General features: G+C 44.5%; 13 protein-coding genes and 1 pseudogene. 5 read left to right on the top strand and 9 right to left on the bottom strand.

Going from position 1 to position 16,459, the window contains the following annotated elements:
* Positions 1-71: 71 nt before the first annotated feature.
* The 3 genes from B1A85_RS04330 to B1A85_RS04340 form a co-directional block, all read right to left on the bottom strand.
* Positions 72-2,087: an Rne/Rng family ribonuclease gene (locus B1A85_RS04330; RefSeq protein ID WP_104545658.1), complete on the bottom strand. Its 2,016-nt coding sequence runs from the start codon at positions 2,085-2,087 to the stop codon at positions 72-74.
* An 856-nt stretch (positions 2,088-2,943) separates the two neighbouring features.
* Positions 2,944-5,532 (bottom strand): TIGR03960 family B12-binding radical SAM protein, encoded by a 2,589-nt coding sequence (locus B1A85_RS04335; RefSeq protein ID WP_104545659.1) that lies wholly within the window; start codon positions 5,530-5,532, stop codon positions 2,944-2,946.
* Between the two features lie 103 nt (positions 5,533-5,635).
* A complete protein-coding gene (locus B1A85_RS04340) occupies positions 5,636-6,028 on the bottom strand; it encodes an STAS domain-containing protein (protein WP_210404165.1) in 393 nt (130 codons plus the stop codon).
* Positions 6,029-6,579: 551 nt separating this feature from the next.
* On the opposite strand from B1A85_RS04340, the gene B1A85_RS04345 reads away from it, so the two are divergent.
* Positions 6,580-6,774: a hypothetical protein gene (locus tag B1A85_RS04345; protein ID WP_104545660.1), complete on the top strand. Its 195-nt coding sequence runs from the start codon at positions 6,580-6,582 to the stop codon at positions 6,772-6,774.
* 75 nt (positions 6,775-6,849) lie between these two features.
* On the opposite strand, the gene B1A85_RS04350 is transcribed toward B1A85_RS04345, so the two are convergent.
* On the bottom strand, positions 6,850-7,236 hold the full coding sequence (locus B1A85_RS04350) for a hypothetical protein (RefSeq protein ID WP_104545661.1): 387 nt from the start codon (positions 7,234-7,236) through the stop codon (positions 6,850-6,852).
* A gap of 242 nt (positions 7,237-7,478) precedes the next feature.
* On the opposite strand from B1A85_RS04350, the gene clpS reads away from it, so the two are divergent.
* Together clpS and B1A85_RS04360 are read left to right on the top strand one after the other, a co-directional pair.
* Positions 7,479-7,760: an ATP-dependent Clp protease adapter ClpS gene (gene clpS, locus B1A85_RS04355; protein WP_104545662.1), complete on the top strand. Its 282-nt coding sequence runs from the start codon at positions 7,479-7,481 to the stop codon at positions 7,758-7,760.
* 11 nt (positions 7,761-7,771) lie between these two features.
* Complete coding sequence (locus tag B1A85_RS04360) at positions 7,772-8,614, top strand: CPBP family intramembrane glutamic endopeptidase (protein ID WP_104545663.1); 843 nt, start codon at positions 7,772-7,774, stop codon at positions 8,612-8,614.
* Here the strand turns inward: B1A85_RS04360 and gntT are convergent.
* The 4 genes from gntT to B1A85_RS04380 form a co-directional block, all read right to left on the bottom strand.
* Positions 8,529-9,881 carry a guanitoxin biosynthesis MATE family efflux transporter GntT gene (gene gntT, locus B1A85_RS04365; protein ID WP_104545664.1) on the bottom strand — a complete coding sequence of 451 codons (1,353 nt, stop codon included), beginning with the start codon at positions 9,879-9,881 and terminating at the stop codon, positions 8,529-8,531. The two genes, B1A85_RS04360 and gntT, sit on opposite strands and share 86 nt — an antisense overlap.
* A 74-nt stretch (positions 9,882-9,955) precedes the next feature.
* A complete protein-coding gene (locus B1A85_RS04370; RefSeq protein ID WP_104545665.1) occupies positions 9,956-10,627 on the bottom strand; it encodes a pentapeptide repeat-containing protein in 672 nt (223 codons plus the stop codon).
* On the bottom strand, positions 10,624-11,985 hold the full coding sequence (locus B1A85_RS04375; protein ID WP_104545666.1) for a DICT sensory domain-containing protein: 1,362 nt from the start codon (positions 11,983-11,985) through the stop codon (positions 10,624-10,626). The genes B1A85_RS04370 and B1A85_RS04375 overlap by 4 nt, the downstream gene beginning before the upstream one ends.
* A gap of 100 nt (positions 11,986-12,085) precedes the next feature.
* Positions 12,086-13,654 (bottom strand): photosystem II high light acclimation radical SAM protein, encoded by a 1,569-nt coding sequence (locus tag B1A85_RS04380; protein WP_104545667.1) that lies wholly within the window; start codon positions 13,652-13,654, stop codon positions 12,086-12,088.
* Positions 13,655-14,177: 523 nt separating this feature from the next.
* On the opposite strand from B1A85_RS04380, the gene B1A85_RS04385 reads away from it, so the two are divergent.
* Positions 14,178-14,519: a DUF1830 domain-containing protein gene (locus B1A85_RS04385; protein ID WP_104545668.1), complete on the top strand. Its 342-nt coding sequence runs from the start codon at positions 14,178-14,180 to the stop codon at positions 14,517-14,519.
* A 145-nt stretch (positions 14,520-14,664) separates the two neighbouring features.
* Positions 14,665-15,099, top strand: a complete 435-nt coding sequence (locus B1A85_RS04390; RefSeq protein ID WP_104545669.1) for a DUF4079 family protein — start codon at positions 14,665-14,667, stop codon at positions 15,097-15,099.
* Positions 15,100-15,189: 90 nt separating this feature from the next.
* On the opposite strand, the pseudogene B1A85_RS25935 reads toward B1A85_RS04390, so the two are convergent.
* Positions 15,190-15,740: pseudogene (locus B1A85_RS25935) on the bottom strand (Uma2 family endonuclease).
* Between the last annotated feature and the right edge of the window lie 719 nt (positions 15,741-16,459).

Raw genomic sequence — 16,459 nt, forward strand, 5'->3', positions numbered from 1 at the left:
TAAGTAGCTAGAGGAGTCATTTTTCACGCTCAATCTTGCTCTGCACTCTGGTAGCGATGCATCATTGTTCCTTATTCTTCACCTTTTTCTACTGCCGACGACCGACGGCGACGCCTGCGAGTGACAACAGTTCCGCCACGATCGCCTTCATCAGTTACAGTCGCAGCTGGAGAGTCTTCAGTGTTGGTTGCCAAAGATGCGGAAGAATCTTCCCCATTGATCGTCACCGGTTCTGATGATGCGGTTTCGGGAACATCTTCTGTTACCGCAGCTTCTGAAGGAGCCTGTCCTGGTAGGACGACGTTAACAATTAGCGATCGCGAATTTTTGACTGATCGGTTCAAGTGTACCAACGGCGACACGCCCATCATTGCGTAAACTTCCTGTTCTTCTGGTGTCATTTCCACCGAAACAATCTCCGGTGGTTCGGCTACCGCAGGTTTCACTGGTTCTGGTTTTGTCGGTCGAGCGCTACGCTCGCGTTCGATCCAATTATTTTTGCTGATAATTGGTAACGATACCTCGGAGGAGTTTGCTTCTGATTCTAGTTCAAAGTCTTGGTCGCGATCGCTGGTCACGATCGGTGCACCAGGTATCCGCGGTTCATCCTTGACAGAACTCTCGGCTTTACCAATCAAGCGACGTCGAGTCCGGCGATTTTTGTTGTTTTCTCCCAATTCTTGATAACTAGGATGGTTCAGAATATTGAGATTGACAATTTCATTGTCGCTTGGTTCGACATTATAATCGGCGGTTGGCTCGGTCGGATAATCTCGCGATTCTGCAAACCGCAGCGTTTCACCCATAGTTCGTTCTCCCCCATTTCGCAGCGCAATAGGATCGCGTTCCGATTCTCCGGGAAGATGTGCTAAATGTCCTAATCCACCACAGGTAGGACAAGGGCGACCAAATAATTCGTAAATGTTTTGTCCTTGACGCTTACGAGTTAATTCGACTAATCCTAACTCGGATAACTGCGCAATCTGCGGTCGCGCTTTATCAGCTTTAAGCGCTTTATTAAAATGTTCTAACACTTGCAATTGGTCTTTACGCGATTCCATATCGATGAAATCAACAATAATGACTCCTGCAAGATTGCGTAAGCGCAGTTGGCGCGCAATTTCGGTTGCAGCTTCGCAGTTTGTCCACAGTACGGTTTCGCGTGCCGTTGCGGAGCGCGTGAACGATCCAGAGTTCACATCGATAACCGTTAAAGCTTCGGTCGGTTCGATGATCACGTATCCACCCGAAGGCAAGTCAACTCTCGGTTTTAGGGCTTCGCGAATTGCGGCGTTGATCCGGAAGTATTCTAAAATGGGGACGCGATCGCGGTGATGATCGATTAACAATCCCTGAGGAGCTTGACCCCCGCTCCAGTTGATCAAGTATTGTTTGACGCGTTTTAGCCCTGTGCTCGAATCAACAACAATGCGATTCACATCCGCGCCGTACATATCGCGGAGCACGCGCTGAATAAAATCGTTATCGCGGTTCAAAAGTGAAGGCGCGCGTGTCGATTGCGCTTCTTGCAGAATCGCTTCCCATTGCCGTTGCAGCGACTCTAAATCTTCCATAATTGCTTCTTCTGGCTTGCCTTCGGCTTCGGTGCGAACCAGTAAACCCATCCCCGCTGGTTTAATCAGAATTGCCAAAGCCCGCAAGCGGTTGCGCTCATTTTCATTTTTGATGCGTCGTGATAGGTTTACGCCACGTCCGAACGGCATCAAAACCACGTATCGACCTGGTAAAGTAATGTTTCCTGTCAACCTAGGTCCTTTATTTCCCGTTGGCTCCTTCATGACTTGCACCAAGACTTTTTGTTGTGGTGCCAATAGTTCTGTAATTGCTCCTGCTGTGCGCTTGAGCTTAAGCGGTCCTAGGTCAGTAACATGAATGAAACCGTTACGTTCTGTATCACCTATATTGACAAACGCTGCATCGATACCTGGTAAGACGTTTTCGACAACACCTAAATAGATATCACCTATTTGGTGTCGTCCTGTAGCAACGACAAGTTCTTGAATTTGATCCTCTGAAAAGACCGCAGCAATATTATGCTGCTCCGCTATGATAATTTGTTTTGGCATCCAATTCCCTCAAAATCGCCATCTATTCTTGGCTTTAAAAAAGACTTAGTTACAAAAATGACAAAATCAGGTTTTAACACAGCAAACAGTAGAAGGGGAAATTCTTTCCTTACGATTATGCTCAACTACGATCATCTCGTCACCTTTCTTGCTCAGTGCATCCTTCCTGAATTTGCAGACTTTTAGCTTTAAAACCAGCTTTCAACTTCTCTACTGGTACATAGAATATAGTTTTGCTCGTAATGAAAACTAAGAAGTTAGTCTAGTTCTAGCCTCAAATCGGTAAGTTCTTCCCGAATCGGCACATACCTAGTAGCGTTTCACTCGAGTAACCATTTTGTGTTGGGCTTCATGCATTTTCCTAAATTAAGGAACCTTTAGGAATACACTCCGCAACAACTCGTATTGAGATATCAATGGCTGCGCCTAGATTTGGTTATACCACTTATAGGGACAAATAGAGAGAAAATACTCAATCCGCCTTAGCTCTTGTGCAAAAGAATCGTCAAATTCTTCACTCATCTTTGCTTTAGCCCTGATAACAGGAGAGTGGTCAGGTCACTCAATGTGCGGCGCTAGAAAAACTTCTATTGGTTCAATTTTAACTCAACGTTGAGAAAAAGCAATTAACTGTTGCACTTAACCTACCGAAAAGATTTCTGAGTAGAGCTCGAGATGCTTTTGCTTCCTCAGTCCTCCACACTGGGGAATTTAACTGCAAAAGCCTCTGTTATCTCAATTGGAGTCAAACTGGCGCGGGTAAGAAACAGAGAAGCGAAATGCTGTTTGTTCTTTGTACAATTTCACAAACGGAACACTGCGATGAATTTCTCCATTGTTGGTATTTTGAGAAACTTTAAAGTGAAACGGTTTGTTCCAAGATTAGCCGCTGGCGGTGGACGTGCAGAATTTGAAATTCTTGCTGGGGCGCAACTTGCTCTAGCATAAAGATCGCCTGTTCTGGTCGAAGTTGCGTGCCATCATTGCGACAGCTACCAACATATCGGATGATGGCGTCTGCTGCGCGTGGTTCAACAGATAACTCAAACAAGCGATCGCGTAAATTCACATTTTGGCGTTTACCAGACTTACTTTGTTGCTCAAACCAAATTGCTTTTGATTCGGCGATCGCGGCTACCCACGCTTGCCATTGGGCAGAAGTGGTATTAGCTTTTGTCGCGACAGTAATCAAATACTCGGCTTTGTCTAAGATTTGAGTCGCGGCGGGTGCTTTCAAATCAACAACTGCTACGCTGTAAATTGGTATGTTGCTTGGCAATTGTTGGCTCAAGCGGAGTTGAAATTCCTGTGGAGATAATTCTTGCGTCAACTCAAAGTCAATAATCTCACCGCTACTTGTTGCGCCTAATGGCAAGGCTTGGGCAATACTCATGCGCGGGCTTGGATGAAAGCCACCTGTAAACGAAATTGGTAATGCGGCGCGACGAATTGCCCGATCGAACAATCGCAGCAAATCGAGATGACCAACTAAAGCCATATCACCTTGTTTGCCAAAATGGACGCGCAATCGCTGCACTTTAGTTGTTTTTGGCACGAAATTACCTGCAAATTCGGGAATGGGCGGTGGTTCGATTACCACATTATGACCAAAGTCAGTACTGCATACCCCACAATGCGAACAACCGTCGAACGAACAATCAGGTACTGTTACTGCAGCTAAAGCACGTTGCAGATCGTCTTTTAACCATTGCTTGCTAATTCCGGTATCAATATGATCCCAAGGTAACGGGGCATCAAGTGCAGGTTGTGGCGCTTCCATCAGGTTCCACTCTCCCTGCTCCACCTGACGGTATTTCCAACTTAATCCAGCTTCAGCGATCGCTTTGCCCCAAGCGTTGAAAGCTCGTTCTACACTGTCATACCAAGAATCCATTCCAGCACCGAGTTCCCACGCCCGCCGAATCACACTGCTAATTCGGCGATCGCCTCTACCGATAAAATCTTCCATCGCCGAAATGCGCACGTCGGTGAAGTTCACCTTGACTCCTTTCATCCGGCGAAATTCCTGACGTAATAGTTCTTGTTTTCGTTGAAATTCCGCAGTAGAAACTGAGTGCCATTGAAATGGAGTATGCGGCTTTGGTGTAAAGTTTGATATTGTCAAGTTAAATGCGAGCGGTCTTCTACCTTTAGCGCGACATTCACGCTGCAACCAAGCTACAGTTTCGGCAATTCCCAAAACATCTGCGTCCGTTTCACCTGGTAAACCGATCATAAAATACAGCTTGATTTTATCCCAACCTTGTTCCCAAGCTGTTTTTACCCCTCGTAGCAGTTCTTCATTTGTCAACCCTTTATTAACAATATCCCGCATCCGCTGCGTTCCGGCTTCGGGCGCAAACGTCAAGCCTGACTGTCGCGCACCCCCTAGGATATGCGCAATATTCTGATCAAAGCGATCGACGCGTTGGCTGGGTAACGATAAGGAAATATTCTCCGCTTGCAAGCGATTTTTAATTTCCATACCTACCGCCGGGAGCGATAGATAATCCGAACATGACAAAGACAGCAGTGAAAACTCATTGTAACCTGTAGCACGCATTCCCTGTTCGATTGCGCTGACTACCGCTTCGGGTTCGACATCGCGTGCTGGACGTGTCAGCATTCCTGGTTGACAAAAACGACAACCCCGCGTACAACCCCGCCGAATTTCAATTGTAAGGCGATCGTGGACGGTTTCGACGTAGGGAACTAAGCCAATTGAGTACGCAGGAATCGGTGCAGCAACGCGGCGGAGAATTCTTCTTGGCACGTTTGCATCTAATGGATGTACTGAGCCATCACCTGCCATAGCATAAAATTGCGGCACGTAAACTCCAGGAACTTGTGCCAAGTCGAGTAATAACTCTCGACGGCTTAGCCCGCGTGTTTTACCTTCTTCGAGCACTAAGCCGATTTCTGGAAGTAATTCTTCGCCGTCTCCTATAGCAAAGAAGTCGAAAAAGTCCGCGTAGGGTTCGGGGTTAGAGGTTGCGGTTTGCCCGCCTGCAAAAATGAGCGGATAAGTATCTGACGCTTGTCTATCTTTCCATGTCAGTGGAATTCCAGCTAAATCCAACATTTCTAGAATATTGGTAGCGCCAAGCTCGTAACTCAGGCTGAAGCCGAGAATATCAAATTCTTGTAAAGCACGCTTAGACTCAACGGCAAATAAAGGCGTTTGCGTGGCGCGCAGTTTATTAGCTAAGTCAGGTGCAGGTAGGTAGGCGCGATCGCACAACTGTCGCGGTTGCGCGTTCAGAATATTGTATAAAATAACGTGCCCTAAGTTGGATGCACCAACTTCATAAAGTTCTGGATAAGTCAATACCCAGCGGACTTTAGCCGTTTCCCACGGCTTGTGAACGGCCCCTAACTCGTTTCCTAGATAACGCGCAGGTCGTGATATCTCAGATGTAATTAATCTTTCAACAGCAACTGTCACTGTACTTATCAGCTAATAGTTTGCGCTACTCATTTCAACCTTAGCACTATTAGCGTTAACAGTTCGCTCTATCCGACTTTATACTTGTTAATCGTACAGCAAGTTATGCACACATTGTTTCCTGTGAGTAGTAGCTATGCGCTGTTGCTACCTCAGAAATAGCGATCGCCTCTTCAAAAGCCGCAATGCTTTCAAAGATCTCAAATACGAGATCGAGCTGAGTTAATTCAAAAATGATTCGCACTGCAGGTGATACCGCGCATAGACTCAATCTTCTTCCCCAAGCTTTTGCTAGATCTAAGCTCTGAACTAGGGCAACTAGACCAGCACTATTAATAGATTCTACATGTTCCATATCTACTAAAATGCTAGTGCGCTCATCTTGAGTAATTGCTGTTTTTAGTTGTCGTTGAAATTCCGCTGCACTGACAGCATCGAAAGAACCGTAAGGTTTTATGAGCGTAATCTTTGGATAGGCAATCATTGTTTGCATCATACGTTTTTGTTGAAGCTACTCACCAATTACCTGATAGTTAACAACTTGATAATAGAGATAAATTTGAAAAATGTGTATTCAGTAAAGTACTGAATCGCAATCTTTCAAACTAAGTTGCTTAAACCTACCATTGATTTACAAAAATATAAAGTATACACTTATACGAAAAACCATTTTCTTGACAGCATTGCAAATTTCTTGAACTCTTGCATACCTTTAACTTGTTTACTTTGTATTGCCAGAATACGGTAAAGGAATTTAGGTTGCTTCTACTACAAAGAAGATCAATTTGCCCGTAGATTAAGGTAAAATTACCAATTAATCTTTTTTTCAGGTAATCTTTAAAGTTAACTCTCAACTTACGGGAGTTTTTATAAAGATAAAGTAAAGTTCGTCTTTTATGCTTTTCATAGCATCTATCTTACGGCATAAATAGTGGGTAAGATTTCAGTGATGCAGATCGCGTAACTAACATGATACAGTACATGTTTGCTACGATATAGGTATTAGAAAATAGAGAAAATAAAATAAAAACTTTACTATGAGTTAGTATGAGAAGTCGATACGGCATTCGCCAACTAGTAGAAAAAGCGTTATACATCAAGCGTCTAACACCAGACATCGAAAATGCAATCAACTCTGAATTAACCGCGCAAGGCTACATTTCTGATATTGACTACGAAGCGCTAGAGTTATTAATGGCAGAAATGGATGCTGGTAGAATTAAGCTCGTGCCTAATTTTTGAAGCTGTTAAGGTCAGAGTTTGCCTTGTTTGATACTGAAGTAGATGCATCAAGGCTATTAAAATATATGAACGCCCTCATCCGCTGTCAAGTTCTGCACTGGGATAATCCTGAGTAGTTTGCCAAACACGACGAACAAACTGATTAAGTTGCGCGACAGCAGCTGCATGACTTTCAGTAGTAGGTTCTGTAGTTAATGATTTAACTAAAAAAGGAATAACTTCAGTATCTAAAGCAGGGCGAAATAAGGTACTCTGCCAAAAGAGATCTGCAGCAGAGCGTAAATCAATAACTACAGGTGGTGGTTCGGGGGTAAAGTCGTAGAAATACGAGACTAACACTAGGGGACGTACCCAGCACATCTGGCGCGACTCTACGACTTGAATGACTTCGGCATACAACCGTTGATTGTCATTTTCTAGGTAAACAATTTGTCGCGGTTGAAAATCACAGTTAAAGTCCATGGATACTGACTCCACAGCAGCTGAAGTACACTTGTTGCTGCTTAATCCAATTTTACAAAGTCATCCAGAATCAAGACACTCAGATAGCGATCGCAGTGTTGCCCAGTCAGAGTAGGTAGTGAAAACCAACAAGCAAGTGACAACCGCGGCTTGCGAATCAGTAGAGATAGGATAAAATAGGTGAATAACTGTTAAGCAACGTTTTAACAGTTTGTTGTAGTGAATGAGAAGAGCGGATAGCAGTGTCTGTCGAAACTCTTGAGAAGCAATCAACGAACAGAAAGCTCGCACCTCGATACCGCGTGCTACTTCATAATGATGACTACAACAGCATGGAGTATGTAGTGCAGGTATTAATGCAAACGGTGCCGAGTATTACCCAGCCGCAAGCAGTTAGCATTATGATGGAAGCGCACACAAACGGGATAGCGCTCGTGATTACATGCGCGCAAGAACACGCTGAGTTTTACTGTGAAACCTTGAAAAATCATGGTTTAACCAGCACGATTGAACCAGAGGAATAACTAAAATATCATTGCGGCATAAGATTAGCAGTATCGCGCGTTATCCAGTTCCCTTGAGACTGGGATTTTTTTTACTAGCATTATTGCTAGTATGGTTGCCAATTGCTATCCCAATTTACTTATTAGGGCACGATTCCAACACTGTTAGCATTTTGACAATGCTGCTGTTGTATGGAGAATTTGTTGTCCTTTTACGCTGGTGGGGAAAGCGCGTTTATCATCAGCGTAAAATTCTACAGCATTATGGTCTAGTCAAAACGCAACGCAATTGGTTAGATTTACTTTGCGGGCTGACTATTGGGGTTGTTTTAGTTTTTGGTCTATTTTTAGTCGAAGGTTGGTTGGGTTGGTTAGTTTGGTTTCCTAGCACGGGTTTCTTACCACAAGTTGTTTTAGAAGGCTTGATTGTTGCGATCGCTGTTGGTTTTGCAGAAGAGTTGCTCTTTCGCGGTTGGTTGCTTGATGAGTTAGAACGCGATTACCGCCCAAGTACGGCGTTATGGGCAAACGCTATTATATTCGCGCTGTTACATTTTATTAAACCGCTAACAGAAATTTGGCGCACCTTACCACAGTTCCCTGCATTGGTTGTCTTGGGACTTGCTTTGGTATGGGCGAAGCGATTGCGAAATTGCCTTGGCTTAGCAATTGGTTTACATGCGGGTTTGATTTGGGGATATTACATCATCAATGTTGGGCGATTGACGCAATATTCCGGTCAAGTACCTGATTGGGTAACAGGTGTCGATCGTAACCCGCTTGCTGGAGTTATGGGGTTGTTATTTTTGGCGATATTGGCGTTGGGGATACGCTTGCGGCTAAACTTTTTGGTACCTGGAAAGCAAGCGGAATAACGCGTGCTGCCATAAAACATGATAGTGCAAACCATAACAGGTGGTTACTCTGGAAGCGATAAGCGGTAACTAGCACGATTGCACCAACTATCGCTGCAACTAAACTTGCTTGACGCAAGACACGTCCTGCAGTCAAACCTAAAAAGTAACCATCGAGCATATAAGCTAAAGAACCAAAACCAAGTACAGGTAACAGCCACCATACATAATTGCGAATCTGAGCAATAACGTTAGTATGATTTGTCAATAGCCTGAATAGAGGCAGTGGAAATTGCGCAAAGGCGATCGCAAACACAAATCCAACAACGAGGCTAGCGCTTCCAGAAACCCAAAGTAATGGCAACAGCAGACGCGAAGCTTGACCCTGAAAAATTCCTGCTAGACTTTCGGTTGCAAATGCTAGTCCATCAATAAAATATGCAGCAAGCGTCACAACTTGCATTAACAGCGTATTCGTGGCTAGCACGTTTGTTCCGAGTGCAGAACTGAGGTTAGTAAATAAAGCAAACGTTGAAACGAGTGCCAGCGTGCGAATTAAAATATCTCGATTCAGTGTAAACGTCGCTTTGATTGCCGTTGAATCTAAAAGTTGTTTGCTCTGAAGGTGAAAGAATAGCTGTTGACGTTCCCAGAAGATGAGAATACCGCCCACGCCCAACATCAAATACTGGCTTACAGCGGTTGCTAGCCCTGCGCCTGCGCTTTCTAACCCTCCCTGCACAATAAATAGATAGTCAAGTACAACATTCGCTCCGTTTGCGACTGCAGACAATAGCAATACTTTACCGCTTTGTTCGCGTCCGAGAAACCAACCGATGAGAACAAAGTTGCACAAAGTCGCGGGTGCGCCCCAAATTAGGCTATTGTAGTAATCTCTTCCCGCAGCTTTAACTTCTGGTGCTGCACTTAATAAGGTAAATCCTAGTTCGCCGAGTGGATGCTGCAAAAGTAGAATCGCGAGTCCTAAGCAGACTGCGAGTAAACTGTTACGCAATCCTATGAGGACAACGCTTTGTTCGTCTTGGCGTCCTACGGCTTGGGCTGTTGTGCCTGTTGTACCCATGCGTAAGAAGCCAAATGTCCAGTAGATGTAGTTGAAAAGCACGGTTGCTAAAGCAACTCCGGCTAGATGACGAATTTCTGCTAGGTGTCCAAGGAAGGCAACATCTATCAAGCCTGCAATAGGTACCATGAGATTGGAAAGAATGTTGATGCTTGCTAGCCGAAAGAAGCGATGGAGGAAATTGTACTGCGGGTGGGAATGCATGGATGATGGGAGGTATTTACGAACCACAGAGGAGCCATGGCAAAGTTGCGGGGGTTTTCCCCGTTCTAGCAACTTTAGGGTAGAGCAACATTAGTGCCAATTAAACACGCACCTGTGAGGTTGACGCCGGTGAGATGTGTTCCTTCTAGTTCTGCACATAGGAGGTTTGTGCCAGTGAGGTTTGCTCCGGTAAGATTTGCACCTCTTAAATCGGCTTCTTCGAGGTTTGCTTGTTGCAGCGATGCGCCTTGTAAATCGGCTTGACTTAAGTTAGCGCCGTGCAGGTTGGCACTGCTGAGATTGACGCCGCGTAAGTCGGCACCGCGTAAGTCTGCGCCTTGCAAGTTACTACTCATTAAATTGGCACCGCTGAAGAAGGCACCGGCACAAGTGGCTTGTGCTAGTTTTGCACCCATCAAGTTCGCGCCGCGCAAATTACTGCCACGTAAGTCGGCACTTGTCAAGTCAGCTTGCATCAAGTTGGCACCCATCAGGTTAGCGCGTAGGTCTGTACCTGTTAGCTGAGTTCCGAGAAGGTTGGCACCCTCTAGTCGCGCGCGTTCTAGTTTGCATCCGGAAAGATTAGCACCGACAAGTGTTGCACCGGCTAAATTGACTCCTTCTAGAGCAATACCTGCAAGCTCCGCATCTTCTAGATTGGCTCCTGGTAAGTGTTTGACTCCAGAACGCAGCGCAGCGATATCTCGATTACTTTTTTGCTCGAATGTGGGGCGATCGCTACTCACACCTGACTCCTTGCTGTTTGATTTGCATTGTTGCTATCATCACTCGCTTGGGGATCGACAAGCCACATTCCTGCACTGATTTTTGGTGCTGCGACAGGGATTTCTAAGCCTTGTTGCAAACCCATGACTAATAGTTCTAGCGTGTCAATCAGTTTAGGATCCCAAGCTTGTCCCTGCTGTTGTTTAAATTCAGTTAACGCTTGTGTCAAGACCGAAGTCTGTTGTGGTTGTGATGCTTGGAGTTGGGTAACGCGCTTTTGAAATGCCGCAACTAAGCCCAAAATCCGCGATTCTAGCGGAATGTCTTGCTCTGACAAACCTGCAGGTTGACCGCTACCGTCCCACCGCTCGTTTTGATGCGTGATGATGCGAGCGATCGCCTGCATTCGCGGCATTGTTCGCAATACCTGGGCTGCGGGGACTAACGGGCAACTCGGTGCTTCATCACCGTATTGTATGCCTACCGTTGCAGGGGCGATGCGATGCAGTAATCCTGCAAGGCGCAAGCGTTTTAATTGCCACGCGGGTAAGTCTAATAACTGTCCAATAGTTTCGGCTAAGGCGGCGGTTTCTGCTGCTGCCATGGGATTATCGGTATCGGCTAAATCAATCAATTGCGCGAGCCGCAAAAATGCTTGTAACTCGTTGGAAACTAAGTTTTGGTCGAGTATCTGTTGGGAATCGGGTGCTAACTGATGAACTCCGCTTTGACTAATTTGCAGATAATCGACAACGCGCGAGACAGCGTAACCTAGATCGTCTAATTGTGTTGGTGTCGCTTTGGCGATCGCAGCGACTTGGGCGATCAGTTTTTGGCGCAATTCGGGGTTGTATTTGCCGATGTGAGCGATCGCTAAATCAACGGTTTCTCGTACTAATGCTGGCTCGAATGTCCAAAATCCGTAAAACTTACGCTCAAGGTCTACTGTCGGTCTACCTGCGATTCCGTAATCAGCGGCAGATAATTCTTGACACAGCACCATTGCGGTGTAGCTAGGAGAATAAATAATCAGATGCCACTCTTGCGCTACAGGATCTTGAGGATCTAAGGCAACTAAATCAACATTTGCAAGTTGACTTGTCGGATGTTCGGCAAAACCCGTATCTGGTGCTGCCATAATCGCGATGTGTCTTGCTTTTTGTGCAATTTGACTGTACCGTTCTGCTTCTTGAAGATACCATTTTCCTTGTTGAAACGCAGTAATGACTAGTGGTGGACTATTCGAAGTGAGAACGCAGTCCTCTAAGGCATGACAAAGCGCGACGAGGGTATTTTTGTAATACACGCCCAAATTAAGGGGTCGCTGAGTATGAGCGTGGGCGGTGGCTAGCTGTTGCAGGATGGAACCATCTAACATGAATTTGAGTAGTGGTATCTGGTAACTGGTAATTGGTAATTGGGTGAGCGAAGATGATATTGTTTATTACCTATGACCCATGACCCATTACCAATTTTATTTAAGCTGTGACAAGCTGCTTTTTGTTGCTCTCAATCGGCGCGGATAAAGCTTCTTCTAAGTCAGCACATCCAAGACGCGCTTCGAGAATGTTCATTACTTCTCGACCAAAGTCATTGGGGTTTTTTTGCCATGCTTCTAGGCAAACTTCGCCAAAGAAGGAACCAAGGGGTTCAGGGTTCCACAGCAGTTTCTTCGCAGTCCAAGGCATCAAACTCATTGGGTCGTAGTCTGGCTTGAGTATGTTGTTTTTCAGTGCGTATTCTTCTAGGTGAGTATGCGGTTGTAGCCCAATAAAGAAGATCGCTGGTTCAACTTTGTCTGCGCCAAAAATACGCTCAAGTTCGCGGTGATAGGCGATCGTTTGCCGAATGGTTTCTGGACGTTCGTCAATTACATTAAACGAGTAGTTAACAGAAACTAAGTCGTTGAAGCCTGCTGCTTTCAAATCTCGGCAGTTTTCTAAGACTGTACGCAAGTTGTATCCCATGCGCATTTTTCGTACAAGTTCTTGCGAACCACTCGTGATTCCAATTTCAAAATAATTCATTCCTGTTTTGACCATGAGGTCGCACAGTTTTGGCGTTAGGTTATCAGCACGGATATATGCCGCCCAGTGAATGTCTTGCATTCCCGCATCGAGGATTTTTTGCAGTAATTCGACCGCATCATCAATAAATCGCCGTGCAGGAATAAATTGCGCATCGGTAAACCAAAAGTTGCGAATACCGCGATCGTAGAGTTGTCGCATTTCTGCAACTACTTCATCTGCTGGATTAATGCGGACTTGTTTGCCTTCAACTACGGTGTAGACGCAGTAGCAACAGTTGTGCGGGCAACCGCGCTTAGTTTGGACGCCGACGTAGAAATCTCGGTCTTGAAGATAGTACTGAAATTCTGACCAAATACTTTCGATATAGTCGTAGTTGCAGGCACTTTTTTCGATCGGCGTGGGTTGTTCGTGGATGAGGCGATCGCGTGGTGGTTTTTCCCCAGCAACATAACAACGTTCGTCCCGAAACTCTTGTCCTCGAATGATTTTTTCTAGCAGTAACTCTCCCTCTCCGACAGAAACAATTGTTCCTTTTGGTAGCTTATCGCCTAACTGCTCGTAAAATACGCTGACTGCACCGCCGCCAACGACTGCACGGGCTTGGGAGTAGTGTTTTTTAGCGCGGCTAAGTCCGCGTTTAATCAGTCCTAAATTTCGCCACAGTTCAGTGTAATACGATGCTGCTAGTCTGAGTCCGCCAATTGCTCCCCGTAGTTTAATCAAGGGATTCCGCGCATAATAAAATTCAAAGGCGTTCTGTAGCGGGTTTCCACCTCTACCTCCGACAGGCGCATAAATCTGAATATCTCGCCACGAAAATACTAATAATGTCGGCTGAAATTCATCGATACAAGTATCGAGAGCAGAGCCAAAATCGAGGGGCGGAACTGTTCCTAAGTCGAAAATGCGTTGCTCAACACTGGGGAATTGTTTGTGAATATGGTCTGCTAGGTAGACAACTCCAATCGGAAAAATGGGGTTGCAGGGGAGGCGAACGTAGAGAATCCGATTTTCCATAGTGCTTATTTGGGACTGAAACTTAGCAATTGTCGGATAGGAGTCAGTGAGGAACCCTCTTTTTGTTCTTCCGTGCAACTAGCTGCAGAGGTGTTTATCGCGAGAGTCAACAAGATGAGAAGATTTAGAGAGAACTTCAGAATTATTCACTTAGTCGGGCAATGCTTCGCCCCTGTTGTAACTCTGACCTCTGAATCTTTGACCTCTGACCTCTAATAAAACACCGATCTCCAGATAGATGCCTAATGATTGACAGACTTTATGAAAGAGTTTTTCATATAACTTTACGATAACATTCAGTTTGCTTCGGCGTGCGGAAATTTTTGTCTGTAGCGCGAAGTGATTGCCAATTGTGCAAAAATTGAGTTTAATTAACTACATAACAAAACTTGTAGTTCTGGATCTAAAAGGAATTCTGATTGTAGCCATCAGTTGGTAGTCGGGGTTACAGCAACTGGGGATCGCTCAGTGTTAGCTTGGCTAGTGTAATCTCATAGGTGTGGCTTGACGCTACTTGGCGGTTATGGCTCAAATTTTAGATCCTTTACCTCCGAATCAATCTGGTCAACTTGTCTGCTGCTATGTCAACGCGACAAGCAAAATTCAGATTGCTCGTATTTCTAATATTCCCAACTGGTATTTTGAACGTGTTGTGTTTCCAGGACAGCGATTGGTGTTTGAAGCGCCACCTAAATCAATGCTGGAAATTCATACTGGTATGATGGCAAGTGCAATTCTCTCGGACACGATCCCCTGCGATCGCCTTTGTATTACCGAGGATGGCACGCTAGAAGACGCACCCGCAGAATCACCAGAAATCAGCAATAAAAAAAGTTTAGCTGCTGTTTTAACTTCGGTAGATTAAGACAATTCCCTTTGTAAGGTCAAGCTAATAAACAATTTATTTTTGATAAAACGTTTAATTTAACTTTTCCCTCGCAGGAAGGACAACAATCAGCTGCTTTGTGGCGCTAAGGTAAGATGTAGCACTTGCTGAGGTTTAGTTTAAATTGCATCTTCCGTCCTTCCTGTGGTTGTGGAAAATAGCAGCGTGGTCGATGGGATTGTCGCTGCTAGCCTATCTACTATTAGCTGTAACTGGTGTTTGGTTGTTTGACGTTAGGACAACACGCAAGCTGCGTCCAAATTGGCTGCGATCGCTGCATTTTATGTTTGGTGGAAGCTTAGTGTTGTTGGTACTGCTTTTACTAGCAATTGGTATTGTTGGTACATTGGGTCATTTTGGCAGTTTGGGTCACTCTTCGCATTTTCTGGCAGGCTTACTTGTTGTTGGCTTAGTCTTACTCTCCGCAGTCAGTGCGCTGTTTATCGATCGTTTAACTTGGATGCGATCGCTGCACGTTGGAACAAATGTTCTTCTTTTGCTTGGGTTAGTTTGGGTATCGTTAACGGGCTGGGATGTTGTCCAAAAATATCTACCGTGAATTGAGCTGTACGTCTTGGCGATCGTATTGCTTGATATCTCAAAACTTGCTCAAAGCTTAGTTTAAGATTTGTGCTAAATCGAGTACAAATCAGAGTAATACATCCTCTCCTAACAACTCTGAAGGCGATTGTAATACTTCGACATCCTTGCCTTGACGATAGATTTCTACTCGTTGGTTTTGCAGGTCGATCAACAACCCTAACCGCGCACCACAATCGATATATTCCCGCATTTTTGCTTTGCAGTATGTCTAAGTTATCGGAAGCTGAACGTAATTCAACAACAAAATCAGGGACAAGTAGTAAAATCGATCGGGATTTGCGGGATTTGGGTTTAGCGCTTCTAAGCGTTCTCTTTTAATTCAAGCTGTGTCGGGCGAACGCTCTGCACCATTGGGTAGCTTGAAACCAGTCGAAGAATCAAACGCTAGACTGTACTGTCTGCATCTGTCCAATTAAATAAGCGCTGCGTAAGTCTACCATTTCGATTTCCGCTTTTCCATCCGCTGGGTGCCACGATCGTCAATCTTCCCTCATCTGTACGCTCTAGCCACAAGTCGCGGTTATTTTGACAGAGTTGGAAGAATTGTTCATTGGTTAGCTTAATCGCTGGGTGTAAGTTGAGTACTAGGGCAGTCATTGTCGGTGTGCGATCGCATTTATTGATGATTTTTAGTATTGGTGTGTCAAGCAATCTATCGTAATTCGCGCTCCAAGCACATTAGCATCTGATATCGTTTATCTCTTAGATACAATTACTGAGAGTTATGAAAAAAGCTGTATATTTTCCATCCTAAATATTTGCAAGCTAGGTTTGTTGATTTGCACGTTGCACCAGCGATTGAGACTCTCGAATAATAAACTACATCGCGACTTACAAATGATACTGAGTTTATTGGCGATCGCTATGAGCTAGCATTAGTTATGAAGCGATATGAACGTGCTAGTGTTAAAGTCTAGTCGCGTTCTAGTGCGGTTGCATGTATATTTTGCTGAATAACTAGATAGATTTCGCTTTATAGTGACGCGATATTATTTTGAGTGGAGCTAGCTCAAATCATTAGATTTTACTTCTATAAATAGAGGTATTTTTATACTAAGTCAAATAGTCTGGCTTAATTATTAATCAAAAATTCTTTCTTTAAGTAAGAACCATTAATAGCTTGAAAAGTATAACTCCAAGCATATTCAAGAAACATTTCTTGTTTTGACGTGTATCAGTTACACTTCTCACATCTGAATTTAATAATTCTCTATATATCAGAGTTATTTGAACTTTTTTAACTCGTTTTAATCTCATTTTAAACAACTAATAATTTTGACTTTTGTTTTTTGCTGAAGTCAAATTAGAGCTAGTAA

The organism is Chroococcidiopsis sp. TS-821, assembly GCF_002939305.1.
Classification (GTDB): domain Bacteria; phylum Cyanobacteriota; class Cyanobacteriia; order Cyanobacteriales; family Chroococcidiopsidaceae; genus Chroogloeocystis.